Source organism: Candidatus Schekmanbacteria bacterium RIFCSPLOWO2_02_FULL_38_14, assembly GCA_001790855.1.
Taxonomy (GTDB): Bacteria; Schekmanbacteria; GWA2-38-11; order GWA2-38-11; family GWA2-38-11; genus 2-02-FULL-38-14-A.
In genome coordinates, this window is the sequence record MGDH01000007.1 from 15,195 (window position 1) to 31,596 (window position 16,402).

Consider the following 16,402-nt stretch of genomic DNA (forward strand, 5'->3'; position numbering starts at 1 on the left):
GAGAAATTTGTATTGTTGTTTTGTTTTTATATTTTCACTAGAACCCTTGAATCCTTTAACCCTTTTCTAAAATAAGTGGATATTTATTATGGCAAATATCAAGGTACTCATAATAGATGATGACAAGAAGCTGGTAGGAATGATTAAAAACTATCTTGAAAAAGATGGTTATGAAATAATTGCTGCTTTTGATGGAGCAGAAGGAATAGAGAAAACCGAGAGTCATCGCCCGGACCTTGTCATTCTTGATTTAATGCTTCCGAAACTTGACGGACTCGAGGTTTGCAAACTTATAAGGAAAGAATCCTCAATGCCTATTCTGATGCTTTCGGCTAAGGGAGAAGAAGCAGATATTGTTGTAGGTCTTGAGCTTGGCGCAGATGATTATTTGAGCAAGCCATTCAGCCTAAGAGAACTTTCTGCGCGTGTAAAAGCAATCCTGAGAAGGGTTTCAAAACTTAAAGAAGACGAAAAGAGTAAAAAGAAAATTCTGAAATATAAGATTTTACAGATAGATTTTCAAAAACACGAAGTTACAATAAATGGTGAAAAAACTGAGTTGACTGCTACTGAGTTTGCTCTTCTGGAAATGCTTGCAACCAACCCCGGAAGGGTTTTTACGAGAGACCAGTTGCTTGACGGAGTAAGGGGCAGAGAGCTTACTCCCTTTGACAGGTCAATTGACATTCATATCAGCCACCTCAGACAGAAGATTGAACCTGATCCCAAAGAACCAACATATATAAAAACAGTCTGGGGTGTGGGGTATAAATTTGAAGATGAAGAATAATGATTAAGATTTCAATTTTCTGGAAAACCATACTACTTTTTTTAGCCTACCTTTTTCTTGCAAATGGAGTGATGCTTCTTTTCTATTTTCTGACAGAATCTCCGGAAACAATAACCTCTGACATAACAAAAGCCGTAATCACTGATGCGTCAGTAATTACAAAAAATATAGAGGATGAAATAAAAAACAGAAAAGATACTCAGGAGGTAAAAAGCCTTGAAGAGCTTAAAATGTTAAAAGGGATAGTTGAGAAGGAAAACAGGTATGTAAGAGTTTTAAATCTATCAGGGGATATAGTTTTTGAGACGCCGATTGAAGCAGGGCGCAGAAGTGAAAGGCTTACAGAAAAGGAGATAATTGAAGTTCAGAAGAGAGGGTTTTTAATCGGCAAGGGGCATGCGACATTTTTCAGAAGCACAATAGAAATTACCCTGCCATTAAAAGCTGAAGGAAAGACTTTAGGTTTAATTCAGGTATCTTACCCGAAAACAAACCCGTCAAGACTTAAGAAAATTATCAGCTTTGCAATAGTGATTGAGGCGATTATCATTGCTTTTCTGGCAATGCTTTTTTCCAAATGGTTTTCAATACCCATAAGAGAATTAATCAGAGCAGCTGAACAGATAGCCAAGGGGAATCTTGGTTATCATGCAGAGGTAAAATCCTCTGATGAAATAGGAGACCTCACCAATACATTCAATTATATGTCAAAAACTCTTGCAGATATGACAAAACTGAGAAGGGAGCTGACTGCGGATATCTCGCATGAACTGAGGTCCCCTCTCACAAGAATCCGGGTTTCTGCTGAAAGTCTGGTTGATAAAGTGGTAGATGACGAGAATGAAAAAGAGATGCATTTGCAGGCTATATGCAAAGAGGTTGACGATTTGAACTCGTTGATTGGAGACCTTCTTGAATTATCCAAGTTAGAACTTGACAGAGTTAAGATGGAATATTCCCCTACCAGCTTAAAAGAGGTTATTAACAGTGTAGTGACAAAGATGACCCCAGTGATAAAAAGGGGGAAAGTCTCTGTAGAGGTTTACATAGAAGAGCAAATTCCTGACATTCTTCTTGATGGCAAGGGGATTAGCCGAGTGTTGGCTAATTTATTGGATAATTCTTTAAAATATACAAACAGTAACGGTAAAATAAAAATCAGTGTTACTGAGAAGGATAGCTTCATTAATGTGAGCATTGAAGACAACGGTAAAGGTATTCCTCAGGAGGAATTGCCATTTATTTTTGAACGGTTTTACCGTATAGATAAGTCGAGAGCAAGAGAAACAGGAGGAACAGGGCTTGGTCTTGCAATTGCCAAACAGATTGTAAAAGCCCACGGGGGAGAAATTTTTGCACAGAGCAAAGCGGGTGAGGGTACCATAATGACATTTTCTCTTCCCAAGAGGAGAAGATGAGATTTAGCTAAAATGCTTGACCTGTTCAATCAAAAGAGAGATGATTTATTTTAAAGTATAGAAAAAATGTGGAGGGATTGATTATGAGGGAAGCTGTAATTGCAAGCGGTGTGAGAACCGCCATAGGAAACTTCGGAGGAGGCTTAAAGGATTTTTCTGCTGTTGACCTTGGGGTTGCAGTAGCAAGAGAGGCGTTAAAGAGGGCAGGGATTAAACCTGAGCAGGTAGATGATGTAATCTTTGGTGTTATCCTTTCAGCCAATCTCGGACAGAATGCTGCAAGACAGATAGGTGTTAAATCAGGAATTCCAGTTGAAGTACCGGCGATTGCAATAAACCAGATGTGCGGCTCAGGGCTCAGGGCAGTGATGATGGCTGCTCAGGAGGTTTTAATTGGTGACGCTGATATAGTGGTTGCAGGAGGAGTTGAAAGCATGACACAGTCTCCATTTATTCTTCCGGCAGCGCGATGGGGTGCAAGGATTGGAGACATAAAGGTAATAGATTCTATGATAAAAGATGGACTGACATGTGCTTTTTCCAATCTCCATATGGGAATTACTGTTGAGAATATTGCTGCAAAATACAATATCTCAAGAAAGGAACAGGATGAGTTTTCCTGTGAAAGCCAGAACAAGGCAGAGAGGGCAATAAAGGAAGGGAGGTTCAAGGAAGAGATTGTTCCGTTTGAGATTCCTCAGAAAAAAGGTGCCAATGTTATTTTTGCTCAGGATGAGTTTCCCAGATTCGGAACAACTGTGGAACAGCTTAGCAAACTAAAACCTGCTTTTAAGCCTGATGGAACAGTAACTGCAGGCAATGCATCAGGTATAAATGATGGTGCTGCAGCAGTTGTTGTTATGTCTGCTGAGAAGGCAAAAGAACTTGGATTAACTCCTCTTGCAAAAATCAGATCCTATGCAACTGTAGGAGTCACTCCTGAAATAATGGGCATAGGACCTGTGGATTCGACAAAAAAGGCTCTTGAGAAAGCAGGTCTTAAAATCAATGATGTTGAGCTTATAGAATTCAACGAGGCATTCGCAGCCCAGTCTCTTGGGGTCCTGAAAGAGCTCAAACCAAAACCTGAAATAGTGAATGTCAATGGCGGGGCAATTGCTTTAGGGCATCCAATTGGTGCAAGCGGTGCAAGAATTCTCGTGACATTAATCCATGAAATGAAAAAAAGAGGCTTGAACATAGGTCTTGCAGGGCTCTGCATTGGCGGCGGTATGGGAATCAGCATGGTTGTGGAAATGTAGGGTAATGTTAAAGAATATCATCAGATATTACATTGTTTGTTTCTCGTCATTCCCGCAAAAGAGGAAGTCGTTATGAACCTCAGATTTGCACAGATAGGAATGAAAATAATCAGGCGAGACGCCTGATCTACTGTTTAATTGTTGTTTGTTCATTTGTAGGACAGGCATCCCGCCTGTACGAGGGTATTATTTGTTCAAGGAAAAGACTATGAATGAAGGAGTAAAAACTATGAGCGAAGAAAGAAGAGTGCAGAAATGAAGTTATTAATTATTTTCTTTTTATTAATTGCAGTCATTATTCCTCTTTTTGGGAATGCCATCATTCTTACCACAGACTGGCTCTGGTTTAAGGAAATAAATTTTGAAAATATATTTATTACATCACTGCTTGCAAAGGTAAAGGTCGGCTCCCTTGTAACAATTCTTTTCATCACAGTAGTTTTCATAAATATTTATATTGCCATGAATCTTGGCAAAAGAAAAACACCGCTTGTTTACTATGACATCATAGAAATCCCGCAGGTTGAGGCTTACAGGTCAACAGTTGATACTGCAGTTTTGACGCTGACTGCCATTGTGGGCTATATTCTCAGCGGGTGGGGTTCTTCCCAATGGGAAAATTATTTAAAATTTTTTAATTCGACTGCATTCTCCGTCAATGACCCGCTCTTTTCAATGGATATTGGTTTTTATGTTTTCAAACTTCCTTTTTACAGGTTTCTTTATCAGTTCTCTTTTCTTACCCTTATCTTTTCACTCATTGCCATTACAGTTATCTATATTTTTCATAAGAAAATGTGGTTTGTTCCAAAGGGTATAAAATTTTCAGATTCTGCAAGGATTCATTGCCTTGTACTTGGTGCCCTGATTTTTCTTTTAATGGCCTTCAAATACAGAATCAATGCGTATGACCTCCTTTATTCTGGAAGAGGGATTGTTTTTGGAGCAAGTTATACTGACATCAAGGCAGAGCTTCCGGTTCTTTATCTGATGATGGGTTTGTCTATAATTGTTGCAGCAACATTTCTTTTAAATATTTTTGTTAATTCTTACAAGATGATAATTGGTGTGATTGTCTTAATGCTTGCTGTCGGGTTTATAGGAGGGAAAGTATACCCTGCGCTTATTCAGAAATTTGAGGTTGCACCAAATGAAATTTCTAAAGAAAAACCATACATCAATTTCGGAGTAGAATTCACAAGAAAGGCTTATAAGATTGACCATGTTGAAGAAAAGAATTTTCCTGCCTCTGACAGATTAACTATTGAAGATATAAATAATAATGATTTGACCATAAGGAATATAAGGCTCTGGGATGGAGCGCCTCTGCTTTCAACATATGCACAGCTTCAGGAAATAAGGACATATTATGATTTTGTGGGTCTTGACAATGACAGGTACTCTGTCAATGGCGAGTACAGGCAGGTTATGCTTTCTCCAAGAGAGCTTTCATATCAGAATCTTCCAAGCAGAAGCTGGATAAACGAACATCTCACTTACACTCATGGATACGGGCTTTGCATGGGTCCTGTAAACCAGATAACAAAAGAGGGGCTGCCGGAGTTTATGATAAAAGATATTCCGCCAGTATCAACTGCAAATATCAAAGTTACCAGACCTGAAATCTATTATGGAGAGATTGGAAACAAATATTGTTTTGTTAATACAGGCTCGAAAGAATTTGATTATCCGTCAGGAGATAAAAATATTTATACCGTTTATAAGGGAAGCGGTGGAGTAAGAATTGATGGATTTCTGAAAAAAGTTCTTTTTGCAGTGAGATTCGGAGAAATCAAAATGCTTTTTTCAGGTGATATTTCAGAGAACAGCAGGATTATGTATTACCGGAGTGTCCTTGATAGGGTTAATAACGCGGCTCCATTTATAAGATGGAGTTCTGACCCCTATCTTGTAATTTCAGAAGAGGGAAGGCTTTTCTGGATAATAGACGGGTATACTACAACTTCTGAATACCCTTATTCAGAGAAAACTCTGGGGATTGGAAACTATATTAGGAATTCTGTCAAAGCAGTTATTAATGCTTATGACGGAAAAATAGATTTTTATATAAGCGATGAAGAGGACCCGCTGATTAAAACCTACGGAAAAATCTTTCCCGGAGTTTTTAAAAAACTGGAACAGATGCCTGAAGACTTGAAAAGCCATATAAGGTATCCGCAGGAATTCTTTTCAATTCAGGCTGAGAAATATGCGACCTTCCATATGACTGACCCTCAGGTTTTTTATAATAAAGAGGATGTCTGGAAAATTCCGAGAAACACAAAAAGCGGTTCTGACCAGGAAATGGAGCCCTACTATACAATTATGAAGTTGGCTTCTGAGGGGACTGAGGAAGAATTTATTCTGATGGTGCCATTTACTCCAAGCAAAAAAAATAACATGATTTCATGGATGGCTGCAAGGTGCGACCAGCCAAACTATGGGAAACTCATAGTTTACAATTTCCCGAAACAGAAGCTTGTTTATGGACCTCAGCAGATAGAATCAAGGATTGACCAGGACCCTGAAATCTCAAAACAGCTTACTCTGTGGAACCAAGGGGGGTCAACTGTTATCAGGGGAAGTCTCCTTGTAATTCCAATTGAGCAGTCCCTCATTTATGTCCAGCCCCTTTACCTTTCAGCAACTCAGAGTGGTGGTCTTCCAGAATTGAAAAGAGTAATTATTGCTTTTGGAAACCAGATTGTAATGGAGGAAAACCTCGAGAATGGAATTGAGAGAATATTTGGGGAGGGTGTTAAAAAGGGAGAGGTCAGAGAAGAAATTAAGCCCGAAGTAAAGGTTAAAGAATTATCAAGTAATACTTTGATTAATAATGCTATCTCTCATTACGAAAAAGCAGTAAAATTCCAGCGCGATGGTAATTGGACAGGTTATGGAGAAGAGCTTAAAGAACTCGAGAAGGCATTGAAGGAGATGAGGGGGAAGTAAGGTTTATTGTAACTGTCGCTGTTGTATGGGGGACAAAAAGATAGCAGATGCCGTTTTTGATTTTGCTCTCATCAACTACTTTTTGAACCTCGTCTGTAATGTCTATCAGTTCTGTTCTTCTTGTGATTTTGATGGGGATTTGTTTTAGCGTTTGTATGGGTCTTGAGATTTAATCTTGAATGAAGGCTCTTTTTCCTTTTTCTCATCTTTCTTATCACTAATCTCATCCATTTTTATTCTCAGCCTGAGGTCATTTGCGCTGTCAGCATAGGCAATGGCATTATCATAGGTTATTCTTTCTGCTTTATATAAATTATAAAGAGCCTGGTCAAAAGTCTGCATTCCTTCCTGAGTTCCTTCAGCCATTACTTCCTTTAAAATACCAACCTCGCCTTTAAGAATAAGGTCTTTAACTCTTGATGTATCAAGAAGGACTTCAATTGCTGCTGCTCTTTTCCCGTCAACTGTTGGGATAAGGCGCTGTGAAATTATTGCCTTCAGGTTCAATGAAAGAAGGAGATATATCTGAGAATGGCGCTCGGTAGGGAAAAAGTTCAGTACCCTTTCAATTGACTGGTTTGCATTGTTGGCGTGAAGTGTTCCTAAGCAGAGATGGCCTGTTTCAGCAAAGGTTATTGCTGATTCCATTGTTTCAGTATCCCTTATCTCACCTATGAGAATCACATCAGGCGCCTGTCTCAATGTGTTTTTCAGTGCATTTGCAAATGAATGGGTGTCAAATCCAACCTCACGCTGGGTAATAACAGATTTCTTATGGTGATGAACGAATTCAATAGGGTCTTCAATTGAGATGATGTGCCCGGAAGAATTACTGTTTCTGTGGTCAATCATTGCTGCAAGCGAGGTTGATTTTCCTGAACCTGTACCACCTACAACCAAAACCATTCCCCTTTTTGCCATTATTATGTCTTTTAGAATAGGAGGAAGTCCAAGCTGGTCTACGGTTTTTATATCAAGTTTTATCTGCCTTATTACAATCCCGACATTTCCCCTCTGAACAAATATATTCACCCTGAACCTTCCAAGTTCAGGAAAAAAGAGGGCAAGGTTCATCTCTTTTGTCTCTTCAAATTCTTTTTTCTGCCAGTCATTCATTGTGGAATAAGCAAGTTCTTTGGTCTGTTCCGGAGTAAATTTATCATTTCCAAATGGTTCAGTTACCCCTTCTGTGCGGTACATAGAAGGAAGCTCTGCAGTTATATAAATATCTGATGAATCTCTTTTAACCATTTCTCTGACAAGGTCTTGTATAGTCATTTTCGAACCTCCTTTTTAACTTGTAAGTGAACAGTAGTTAGTGAATAGTAATCAGTGAAGAGTCTTGAAAAAATATTTTTTCTTACTAAATACTATTCACTGTTAACTATTCTCTTCTTTCTCTTATCCCAGGACTGACGGGCTTGAAACCAACTGCAGAACTTCATTCTTTGCAACTATGTTTTTCTGAACAAGGTCCTTGATTGCCTGGTCCATTGTCTGCATACCGAATTTCTGGCTTGTCTGGATGATTGACGGAATCTGCGATATCTTCGCTTCCCTGATAAGATTTCTTATTGCAGGAGTACCCATCATTATTTCAATAGCAGCAACCCTTCCCTTGCCATCCCTTCTTTTAATGAGTGTCTGGGTAACAACAGCCTGGATAGATTCTGAGAACATTGCCCTTATTTGTTCCTGCTGTTCAGGCGGGAAAACATCAATGACCCTGTCAACAGTCTTTGGTGCGCTTGATGTATGAAGCGTTCCGAAAACAAGATGCCCTGTTTCTGCTGCTGTAAGGGCTAACTGAATGGTTTCAAGGTCTCTCATTTCTCCAACAAGAATTATATCAGGGTCCTCCCTGAGTGAGGCTCTCAAGGCATTGGAAAAACTGTGGGTATGGGGTCCGAGTTCTCTCTGGCTAATCAGGCACTCTTTTGATTTGTGGACAAACTCTATTGGGTCTTCAATCGTAATTATATGCCCCTTGAATTCATTGTTTATCAGGTCAATCATTGCAGCCAATGTTGTTGATTTACCGCTTCCTGTTGGACCTGTTACAAGAACCAGCCCTTTTTCAGCCCTCGCTATGTCTGCGAGGGTTTTTGGAAGCCCGAGTTCTTCAAAGGTCATAATTTTTGTCGGGATTGTCCTGAAGACTGCTGATTCACCGCGTGCCTGGACAAAGGCATTGACCCTGAACCTTGCTATCTCTTTAAGGGCGATTGAGAAATCAATCTCGTGGCTTTCTTCAAAAACCTTTCTCTGCTGGTCATTAAGTATGTCGTAGAGGAGGGAGTGGACTTCTTCTTTTGAAAGGGACGGCATATCAACTTTTTGCATATCGCCGTTAATGCGGAGCATTGGTGGTTCTCCTGAGCTTATGTGGAGGTCAGAAGCACCCTGACCGTGAGAGAACAACAGAAGTTCGGAAATATCCATCTTATTCCTCCTTGAAAAGCAAAATGGAAAAAGAAAAATTAATGGTTAACGAAAAAGATTCCAAGAAAACATTATTTTGTTACTTTTAATTAAAAGATCATTGTCTTGTCAAGGGAGAAAACTTCATTATAACTTTTTCAAACCTTTTCCTCTTGACGTCTCACAGGGCTTAAGATAGATGGAGGCAATATTTTAGTGAGGTGAGATATGGCACTTAAAGTTATACCTGAGAAATGCATTGTTTGTTGCGCATGCGAAATGGCTTGCGGATATTACCATGACCAGGCTTTTACAACCCTTTCATCAAGCATCATAATCTACAGGGCAATGGAGAAAAAAAATTACTTTGGAATGATGGTAAAAAGGCCCGAGGATATATTGATTGGAAGGCCTGAGAGTGTTGAAGCAAAAAGACCCGGTGATTTTTCAAGCGGAGGAGGAGCAGCGAGTGCTTCAGCAAAACCAATATTCATAAGACCAACCTGCGACCTATGCGCAGGTGCAGATGAATATAACTGTGTTATGGCATGCCCGACAGGGGCTTTAGTTAAGGAGTGAAGATATGCCTTTCTTATATTCAGGAAGGATTTTAATTGCTGACCTTAATTCCCAGACAACTGAAGAAAGAGCTTTTGATGAGTCATTTATTGAAGAAAACCTGGGCGGTGCATTGGCAGGGCAGACACTCTATGAAGAATTTCAGGGTGATGACCCATTGGTTATTTCAACAGGTCCTTTTACAGCTACCATGTTTCCTGCAGGCGCTTTGGGAGTAATTACAGGGAAAAGCCCGATAACAGGCAAGCTTTCCCATGCGCCGTTAGTTCTGATGAACGGGATGGATTTAAAGCTTACAGGATTTGATTTTATAGTAATAAAGGGAAAGGCAGAAAACCCCGTATATTTCTGGCTTCATGATGAGATTGCAGACATTCAGGATGCTTCAGGACTCTGGGGCAGGGATACATGGGAAACAACAGAAACCATAAGGAAAGACCTTGGGGAAGACCTCATTCAGGTTCTGACAATCGGCACTGCAGGAGAGAAGGGGAGAAACTCGGCACAGGTAATTTCAAACTACTGGGGGACAGGTGATAAATGGGGGTTTGGAAAAGTATTCGGAGACAAGAAACTTAAGGCTATTGCTTCAAGAGGACTTGGATTGATTGAGGTTGCGCACCCTGATGAGTTTGTAAAAAAGGCAAACAGTTTAAAGTCAAAAATAAAAAATGGCAACATAGCAGGTAAAAACGGAATAATGGATTTCTGCGCTTCAATCGGCGCTGAACCTGCAAAGAACTGGATTGCTCCGGTACTGCACAGATACAAGGCTTGTTTTGCATGCCCTTACAACTGCAACACTTTTTTAAAATACAATGAGAACCCAAAAATAATTGCAATGGATGGTGTTGAGGAGCCGGGTTTTCTGATGACAGATATTGCATCGGCAATTGCTTTAAAAAAGGCAGGGTTGTCGGCTGATGACGCAGGAAAAGTTCTTGAGCTATGCGCAAGGCTTGGAATTGAACCGACCTGTGCTTCAGGTGAAGTTGTAAAATCAGGAGCAAAAGATTTCTCTTCAGCGAAAAAAGCAGTAGAGGCGTTGCTTGATAAAGATATTGAAAATACCTCACCTTACAAAATGAACTGGGGTGATGATGCCGGAAGTTTTGAATCTTCATTCAGCCCATGGCCACCTTTAAAACCGCTTTTTTCTGATTTTGGCATTGGAAGCGACAAGGAAAAAAATTCATCATGGTGGAAGAGGAGGAATTCCCTTTCCTATATACTTGGAATATGCCCGATATTTTCCCTTATGAGTCCTGAAATGGGAGAAAATGATATGCTTGAATTTATAAAATCAGGGCTTGATATTGACAGGGGAGAAGGCTTCTTAGATGAAACAGTAGGGAAGCTGAAGATTTAATTTCCATTCTGATTTCCTTCAGAGAGTCATAGCGCCATCCTGATTATTTCTGTAATGTCCCTCATCTTGAGCTTTGAACCGCTTGAAGTGATTGCTGTGAGAAGTCCGGAATAGCAGAACGGGCAGGTTGAAACCAATTCTGATGCACCTGTTTCTTCAGCATCTTTTACCCGTTTGACAGAGATTTTATTCTGGATATCAGGATAGGCAATGCGGAATCCCCCTCCAGCACCGCAGCATTTTGCATTTTCACGGTTTTTTTCCATTTCAATCAGCTCAACTCCGGGTATTGCCTTTAAGATTTTGCGCGGTGTTTCGTAAACTCCTGCATGCCTTCCGAGATGGCAGGGGTCATGGTATGTGACTTTGAGGTTTACTTCTTTTGTGAATTTAAGTTTTCCTTCCTCAATGAGCTTTTCAAGAAACTCGACTATATGCATTGGCTTGAAGTTTATCTTTGCGAGCAGCGGGTAGTCTTTTTTAAATGTTTTAAAACACCCTGAGCAGGATGTTACAACTGTTTCAACACCAAGGCTGTTGTATAAATCAAGTGTTTTCCTTGCGACATTTTCAAATTCAGGGTCTCCGACTCTTTTAAGAGTACTGGCACAGCACAATTCCTTTTTTCCCAAGATTCCAAAATCGACCCCTGCCTGCTGCAGTATATAAGATGTATTGTAGGCGACTTCTTTGACATTTGCATCAAAAGAAGCAATGCAGCCAACGTGGTAAAGTATAGGGGCTTTTTCAATACTTATGTCTTTTATCTTCTTAACCCCTGCCTCCCTCTGGGCATTTCTTACCCATCTGTCTCTGCTCGTTCTTGGCTGCTGAAGGGGATTGTCATAGCTTTTAATGCTCTTTATCAGGGTTTCATGCTGAGGCAAGGGGCCTATTCCCATTTTGCCAAACATCTTTCTGCAATTTTCCCAAAGCTCAACAGTATCTATATCAGTCTGGCATACCTCGCGGCAGGCACCGCATGTGGTACACTGATAGGCTCTTGATATATACTCCGGTGGAATTTCTTTTTCCTTTCCTGAAAGCAGTTCTTTCATAAGAAAGATTTTTCCTCTCCCTGCAACAGATTCCCAACCTATTTCTTCATATACTGGGCAGACTGACACACAGAAACCACACTGAGCACATGACCAGAGTTCCGGATGTTCCTCAAGCTCCTTGATTTTTTCAATTAACTGAGAAGGGCTCGCCTCCTTTGGAAGAAATTTAAGTCCTAATTTTGCAAGCTTTCCATTTCCAAGCATTCCTATTGACTGAAGGAATGGAGGTATGCTTATTCCATAACGGGTCTGGAAGCTGAAAAACTTGCCAGGGTTTAAAATGTTTTTGGGGTCAATTTCTTTTTTAAGTTTTTTAAGGCTTGAGAGCTTCTCTTTGGGAAATCTTTTTTTTACATAAAAGGAATTCCATATTCCTGTTCCGTAAGGTTTTCCTTTTAATTTAAAGCCCGTGCGCATTATTGCATCAACAAGGAGGAGGTCATTTAAGTATTTTTCTTTGTCCCTTTCATCTGTCAGATAGGTTACCATCAGCAAAATTTCCTCTTTTCCTATCAGATGAAGTTCTGTCATCATCTTAATATTGTTGCTTTCAAAAATTGACTGAACCTTTGCGAGGCAGAGAGACAGGTTTTTTAACGGCAGGATAAGTTCTGCTGCAAGCATTGATGGACCTTCTTTTTTCAGCCTCATCGGATAGAATCTGTTTTCCCAGTGGTGAAGTGCAGTTTTTGCGTCAGCTTCTCTACCCTTGCATGAAACAGCAAGCTCTCTTGCCTTAAAGACCTGGTCAGTTATTTCATCATTTTCAAATCTGACAATAACAGAGGCGTCAACTGATGTTTCTCCGTTTTCTATTTTTGAAAGGAGAGTGTTGTAATTTTTATTTTCAAGCTTGACAAAGAATGGTTCCATGTCTGTCTTTGGCAATTCCTCCAGAAATTTGACTGCAGAGGCATCATCGCTGAAATTAAAATAAAGGGTTGCGATGGACTTTGGAAGGCTTCTGAGCCTTAACGCGATTTCAGTTATGATACCGAATAAGCCTTCAGTCCCAATGAGGGATTCAATCTGATTATCATCCTTTACGGATTTAAGTTTTTTAATCTCACCCTGCGGATAGACTACCTCAATATAATCGATATGGTCTTTTATGTGGCCGTATTTGTATGAGCCGACTCCAAAACCGCCTGTTGAAATCCATCCGCCAACTGTGCTTGATGGTGCGCTTGTTGGATAAGCTAAGACTGAGAGTTCTTTTTTTGCTAAAACCTTGTCAAACTTTTCCCAGACAATCCCCGGCTGTACTCTTGCAAGTTTTTTTTTAGAGGAAATTTCAATAATCTGATTCATCTTTGTAAGGTCAATAACAATTCCACCTCTTAAAGGTATGATACTGCCAAGGGCTGATGAGCCTGCACCCCTTACAGTTATTGGAATCTCTCTGGAGTAGGCTAATTTTAAAATTCTGCTGATTTCATCAGCGGATTCCGGCCTTAAGATTGCTTCTGCCGGCTTTTTCTGAACAATGTCTTTAAAAAGAAGCGGAATTGAAGCAATGTCGTGGCTATACTGCTTTATTTCATTGGAATCAAATGAGGCATCATCGCTGCCGACTATTTCTATAAATTCTTCATACATAATAATAATCCTTATATTAGCTATAGGCTACTAACAGGTTGCTGAAAAAGGGTTTATCTGATGTCATTACGAGGAGCATAGCGACGAAGTAATCTCAAATTTATAAGAAACTGAGATTGCTTCGCTTTGCTCGCAATGACAGTTGAAAGGGTTTTTCAGCAACCTGTTAGTTTGAGTTTTTACCTCTCAGCTTTCAGCAATCGGCAAAATTGATTGTTGCAGATTTCTTTTACTCAATAAAATTAATATATGTCAATTTTTTTGTGTTGATTTTTGAGGCTTTATAGAGAAAACTCTTTTGGGAAGAAGGATAATGACTCTGAAATAATAAGATTGCTTTCTTACTTTGCTTTTTGCAATGATACCTTGTAGAAACAGACCTTCAGGTCTGTTAAATTAACAGGTCTAAAGACCTGTTTCTACTTATCAAATAAAAATAAAATTAAAAACTCAAAATATTCTATATGAAAAAAAATATTGCTGATAAATCAAGCAACATCCAACTCTGGTCATGGATTCTTTATGATATTTCTGACACAGTCTTTTCATTATTTATTGTAACCCTGATTTATGCAGTGTATTTCAAAGAAGTGGTGTTTAATTCCTCTTCTTCAGGCGACCTTGCATGGGGGTTGTCTGTTTCAACATCAATAATAATTGTTGCATTAACATCACCTGTTTTAGGTGCTTTGGCTGATTATTCAGGAATAAAAAAAAGATTTCTCGCCATAACTTCTTTCATGTGCATATTTTTTACCTCAATGCTCTACTTTGTAGAGAGGGGAGATGTTATTTCTGGAATAGTATTCTTTATCCTTGCAGATATCTTTTATGCGTCAAGCCTTACTTTCTATAATGCCTTTCTTGTTGATGTTGCAGATAAAGACAACTTTGGGAAAATATCAGGAATCGGATGGGCAGTTGGATATGCAGGTGCTTTGATAATACTGTTTTTCCTTTATCCGCTGGTTAAAGAAGGCTTTTCTGAGGCTAATATTCAGAACATACGCTACTCTTTTGTGCTGACAGCATTTTGCTATCTTGTTTTTACTATCCCAATTCTTGTTTTTCTCAAAGAGAAAAGAATTATTGAGAAAAGAGTCAAAGAGTCATATGTGAGAATAGGGTTTAAAAGAGTCTATGAGACATTGGGCAGAATAAAAGACTTTAAAAATCTTTCTTTTTTTCTTCTTGCTTATTTTTTTTATAATGACGGAATTACAACAATAATAGTTTTTAGCTCCATATTTGCTGCAGGGACTTTAAAGTTTTCAATGAAGGAATTGTTGACATTTTTTATAATTGTTCAGATTACAGCAATGGCAGGTTCTTTGATTTTAGGTTACATTGTTGACAGGGTAGGGGCAAAACGGGTTATCATTGCGACTCTTTTTATATGGTGCGGTATTGTTGCAGGGACATATTTTGTTGCAAGCAGGACAATTTTTTATATCATAGGTCTTATCGCAGGTTTTGCAATGGGTTCATGCCAGTCAGCAAGCAGAAGCCTCATGGCAATGTTTACTCCAACAGAAAGAAGCGCTGAGTTTTTTGGGTTTTATTCTTTTTGCAGCAAGGCTTCTGCAATTCTTGGGCCAGTTGTTTTCGGGGCGATTTCATCATTAACCGGGAACCAGAGGACAGGAGTCTTGTCAGTGTTGATTTTTTTTGTAATTGGCTTGGGATTGATGTGGAGAGTGAGTGAGCCAGTTTAACAGTTTGGGAAAGGGTTCAAGGATTCAAGTGAAAAAACTAAAACCTAAAAGTGCCAAGCTCAAAACTAATTGATTTAACTTAAACCCTCGAACCCTAGACCCCTTGAACCCTTTCCTTAGTAAGGAGGATTAAATGAATAGTACAAGAAAAGAGATTATAAAAAGAATCGTTCTCATAACTCTCTTCTCCATTGCCTTTGGTAATGTAGAGGCAATGGTAGTTGTTTATTTGAGAAGGGTTCTCCCCCCATATGATGAGATGGTAGTTGGAACAGTGGATAGCCTTGTAATATTATTTAAGGATTACGGAGTCTATCGCATTGAGCAAATGAGAGAGATGTTTACAATGATAATGCTTGTGAGTTTTAGCGCTCTATGCGGTAAAAATCTTCTGGAAAGATTCGCAGCCTTCTGCCTGAGTTTTGCTGTATGGGATATCTTCTATTATATTTTTTTAAACCTTCTGATTGATTGGCCCCAGACTCTTTTTGATATTGATGTCCTTTTTCTTATCCCTATTCCCTGGATAGCTCCTGTAATACTCCCTGTCGGGATTTCTATGATGATGATAGGGACAAGCTTTTATATATATTTTATCAGACTTAAAAAAGAAGAGTAGAGATTAAAAGTTCATTCATTCATAAACTAAACTTGACAATAATAACTCTCTGAAATTAAAATTAAATATATGGAAGACATGGAAGACAAAAAACTTAAAAGCTTCTGCAAGAAAAATAATATTGAACTTCTTGTCCTCTTTGGATCTTATGTTTCAGGAAAAGTGCAACCAGAAAGTGATATTGCTATTAAACTAAAAAGAAGCTCAGAGATTTCAAAACTTGACTTGATTTATAAACTTGATGATTTATTCAACGGGAAGAATATAGACCTTGTTAACCTTACAAAAGATACTGATCCCTTACTTCTATACGAGGTTTTTTTCAGTGGGAAGCTCCTTTATGAAGAATATTCTGGTCTTTTTGGTAAGGAAAAGTTAAAAGCATGGAAACTTTACATTGACTCAGAGAAATTTCGCGCAGTGCAAAGGAAATACTTAAAAGAATTTGTGGAGAGGGTTTATAATGTCCTCTGATGTTATAAGCAAAAAGCTTGTATCAATGACAACTTATCTTAATGACCTGTTGCCTTATAAAGACACCACTCTCAAAATATTATAAGCAATTCTCCTTAGGTTTATAAAAGCCTCGTAAAGACCACGATGATTAAAATATTTAA

At 39.0% G+C, this 16,402-nt stretch carries 12 protein-coding genes; 9 read left to right on the forward strand and 3 right to left on the reverse strand.

Going from position 1 to position 16,402, the window contains the following annotated elements:
• Window positions 1-88 precede the first annotated feature (88 nt).
• The 4 genes from A3H37_00255 to A3H37_00270 all read left to right on the forward strand — a co-directional run bounded on the left by A3H37_00255 (window position 89) and on the right by A3H37_00270 (window position 6,422).
• A complete protein-coding gene (locus A3H37_00255) occupies window positions 89-790 on the forward strand; it encodes a DNA-binding response regulator (protein OGL51331.1) in 702 nt (233 codons plus the stop codon).
• Window positions 790-2,208 (forward strand): hypothetical protein, encoded by a 1,419-nt coding sequence (locus A3H37_00260; protein OGL51332.1) that lies wholly within the window; start codon window positions 790-792, stop codon window positions 2,206-2,208. Before A3H37_00255 ends, A3H37_00260 begins: the two co-directional genes overlap by 1 nt.
• Before the next feature lie 83 nt (window positions 2,209-2,291).
• Window positions 2,292-3,470 (forward strand): acetyl-CoA acetyltransferase, encoded by a 1,179-nt coding sequence (locus tag A3H37_00265; GenBank protein ID OGL51333.1) that lies wholly within the window; start codon window positions 2,292-2,294, stop codon window positions 3,468-3,470.
• Window positions 3,471-3,725: 255 nt separating this feature from the next.
• Entirely contained in the window at window positions 3,726-6,422 is a 2,697-nt protein-coding gene (locus A3H37_00270) for a hypothetical protein (protein ID OGL51334.1), read from the forward strand.
• 144 nt (window positions 6,423-6,566) lie between these two features.
• On the opposite strand, the gene A3H37_00275 is transcribed toward A3H37_00270, so the two are convergent.
• Both A3H37_00275 and A3H37_00280 read right to left on the reverse strand, forming a co-directional pair.
• Window positions 6,567-7,700 carry a type IV pili twitching motility protein PilT gene (locus A3H37_00275; protein OGL51335.1) on the reverse strand — a complete coding sequence of 378 codons (1,134 nt, stop codon included), beginning with the start codon at window positions 7,698-7,700 and terminating at the stop codon, window positions 6,567-6,569.
• Between the two features lie 123 nt (window positions 7,701-7,823).
• On the reverse strand, window positions 7,824-8,864 hold the full coding sequence (locus A3H37_00280; protein OGL51336.1) for a twitching motility protein PilT: 1,041 nt from the start codon (window positions 8,862-8,864) through the stop codon (window positions 7,824-7,826).
• A gap of 207 nt (window positions 8,865-9,071) precedes the next feature.
• On the opposite strand from A3H37_00280, the gene A3H37_00285 reads away from it, so the two are divergent.
• Window positions 9,072-9,422, forward strand: a complete 351-nt coding sequence (locus tag A3H37_00285; protein OGL51337.1) for a hypothetical protein — start codon at window positions 9,072-9,074, stop codon at window positions 9,420-9,422.
• A 4-nt stretch (window positions 9,423-9,426) separates the two neighbouring features.
• A complete protein-coding gene (locus A3H37_00290; GenBank protein OGL51338.1) occupies window positions 9,427-10,791 on the forward strand; it encodes a hypothetical protein in 1,365 nt (454 codons plus the stop codon).
• A gap of 26 nt (window positions 10,792-10,817) precedes the next feature.
• Here the strand turns inward: A3H37_00290 and A3H37_00295 are convergent, their stop codons facing one another.
• Window positions 10,818-13,451 carry a hypothetical protein gene (locus A3H37_00295; GenBank protein ID OGL51339.1) on the reverse strand — a complete coding sequence of 878 codons (2,634 nt, stop codon included), beginning with the start codon at window positions 13,449-13,451 and terminating at the stop codon, window positions 10,818-10,820.
• 464 nt (window positions 13,452-13,915) lie between these two features.
• On the opposite strand from A3H37_00295, the gene A3H37_00300 reads away from it, so the two are divergent.
• The 3 genes from A3H37_00300 to A3H37_00310 all read left to right on the forward strand — a co-directional run bounded on the left by A3H37_00300 (window position 13,916) and on the right by A3H37_00310 (window position 16,259).
• A complete protein-coding gene (locus A3H37_00300; GenBank protein OGL51340.1) occupies window positions 13,916-15,166 on the forward strand; it encodes a hypothetical protein in 1,251 nt (416 codons plus the stop codon).
• A gap of 133 nt (window positions 15,167-15,299) precedes the next feature.
• Window positions 15,300-15,785 (forward strand): hypothetical protein, encoded by a 486-nt coding sequence (locus A3H37_00305; GenBank protein ID OGL51341.1) that lies wholly within the window; start codon window positions 15,300-15,302, stop codon window positions 15,783-15,785.
• Between the two features lie 78 nt (window positions 15,786-15,863).
• A complete protein-coding gene (locus A3H37_00310; protein OGL51342.1) occupies window positions 15,864-16,259 on the forward strand; it encodes a hypothetical protein in 396 nt (131 codons plus the stop codon).
• The last annotated feature ends 143 nt before the right edge of the window (window positions 16,260-16,402 follow it).

Excerpts from the sequence above, each read along its gene's own strand:
- A3H37_00285 (OGL51337.1), top strand. The coding sequence starts at position 9,072 with ATGGCACTTAAAGTTATACCTGAGAAATGCATTGTTTGTTGCGCATGC.
- A3H37_00255 (OGL51331.1), top strand. The coding sequence starts at position 89 with ATGGCAAATATCAAGGTACTCATAATAGATGATGACAAGAAGCTGGTA.
- A3H37_00275 (OGL51335.1), bottom strand. The coding sequence starts at position 7,700 with ATGACTATACAAGACCTTGTCAGAGAAATGGTTAAAAGAGATTCATCA.
- A3H37_00290 (OGL51338.1), top strand. The coding sequence starts at position 9,427 with ATGCCTTTCTTATATTCAGGAAGGATTTTAATTGCTGACCTTAATTCC.
- A3H37_00300 (OGL51340.1), top strand. The coding sequence starts at position 13,916 with ATGAAAAAAAATATTGCTGATAAATCAAGCAACATCCAACTCTGGTCA.
- A3H37_00280 (OGL51336.1), bottom strand. The coding sequence starts at position 8,864 with ATGGATATTTCCGAACTTCTGTTGTTCTCTCACGGTCAGGGTGCTTCT.
- A3H37_00265 (OGL51333.1), top strand. The coding sequence starts at position 2,292 with ATGAGGGAAGCTGTAATTGCAAGCGGTGTGAGAACCGCCATAGGAAAC.
- A3H37_00295 (OGL51339.1), bottom strand. The coding sequence starts at position 13,451 with ATGTATGAAGAATTTATAGAAATAGTCGGCAGCGATGATGCCTCATTT.
- A3H37_00260 (OGL51332.1), top strand. The coding sequence starts at position 790 with ATGATTAAGATTTCAATTTTCTGGAAAACCATACTACTTTTTTTAGCC.
- A3H37_00270 (OGL51334.1), top strand. The coding sequence starts at position 3,726 with ATGAAGTTATTAATTATTTTCTTTTTATTAATTGCAGTCATTATTCCT.
- A3H37_00310 (OGL51342.1), top strand. The coding sequence starts at position 15,864 with ATGGAAGACAAAAAACTTAAAAGCTTCTGCAAGAAAAATAATATTGAA.
- A3H37_00305 (OGL51341.1), top strand. The coding sequence starts at position 15,300 with ATGAATAGTACAAGAAAAGAGATTATAAAAAGAATCGTTCTCATAACT.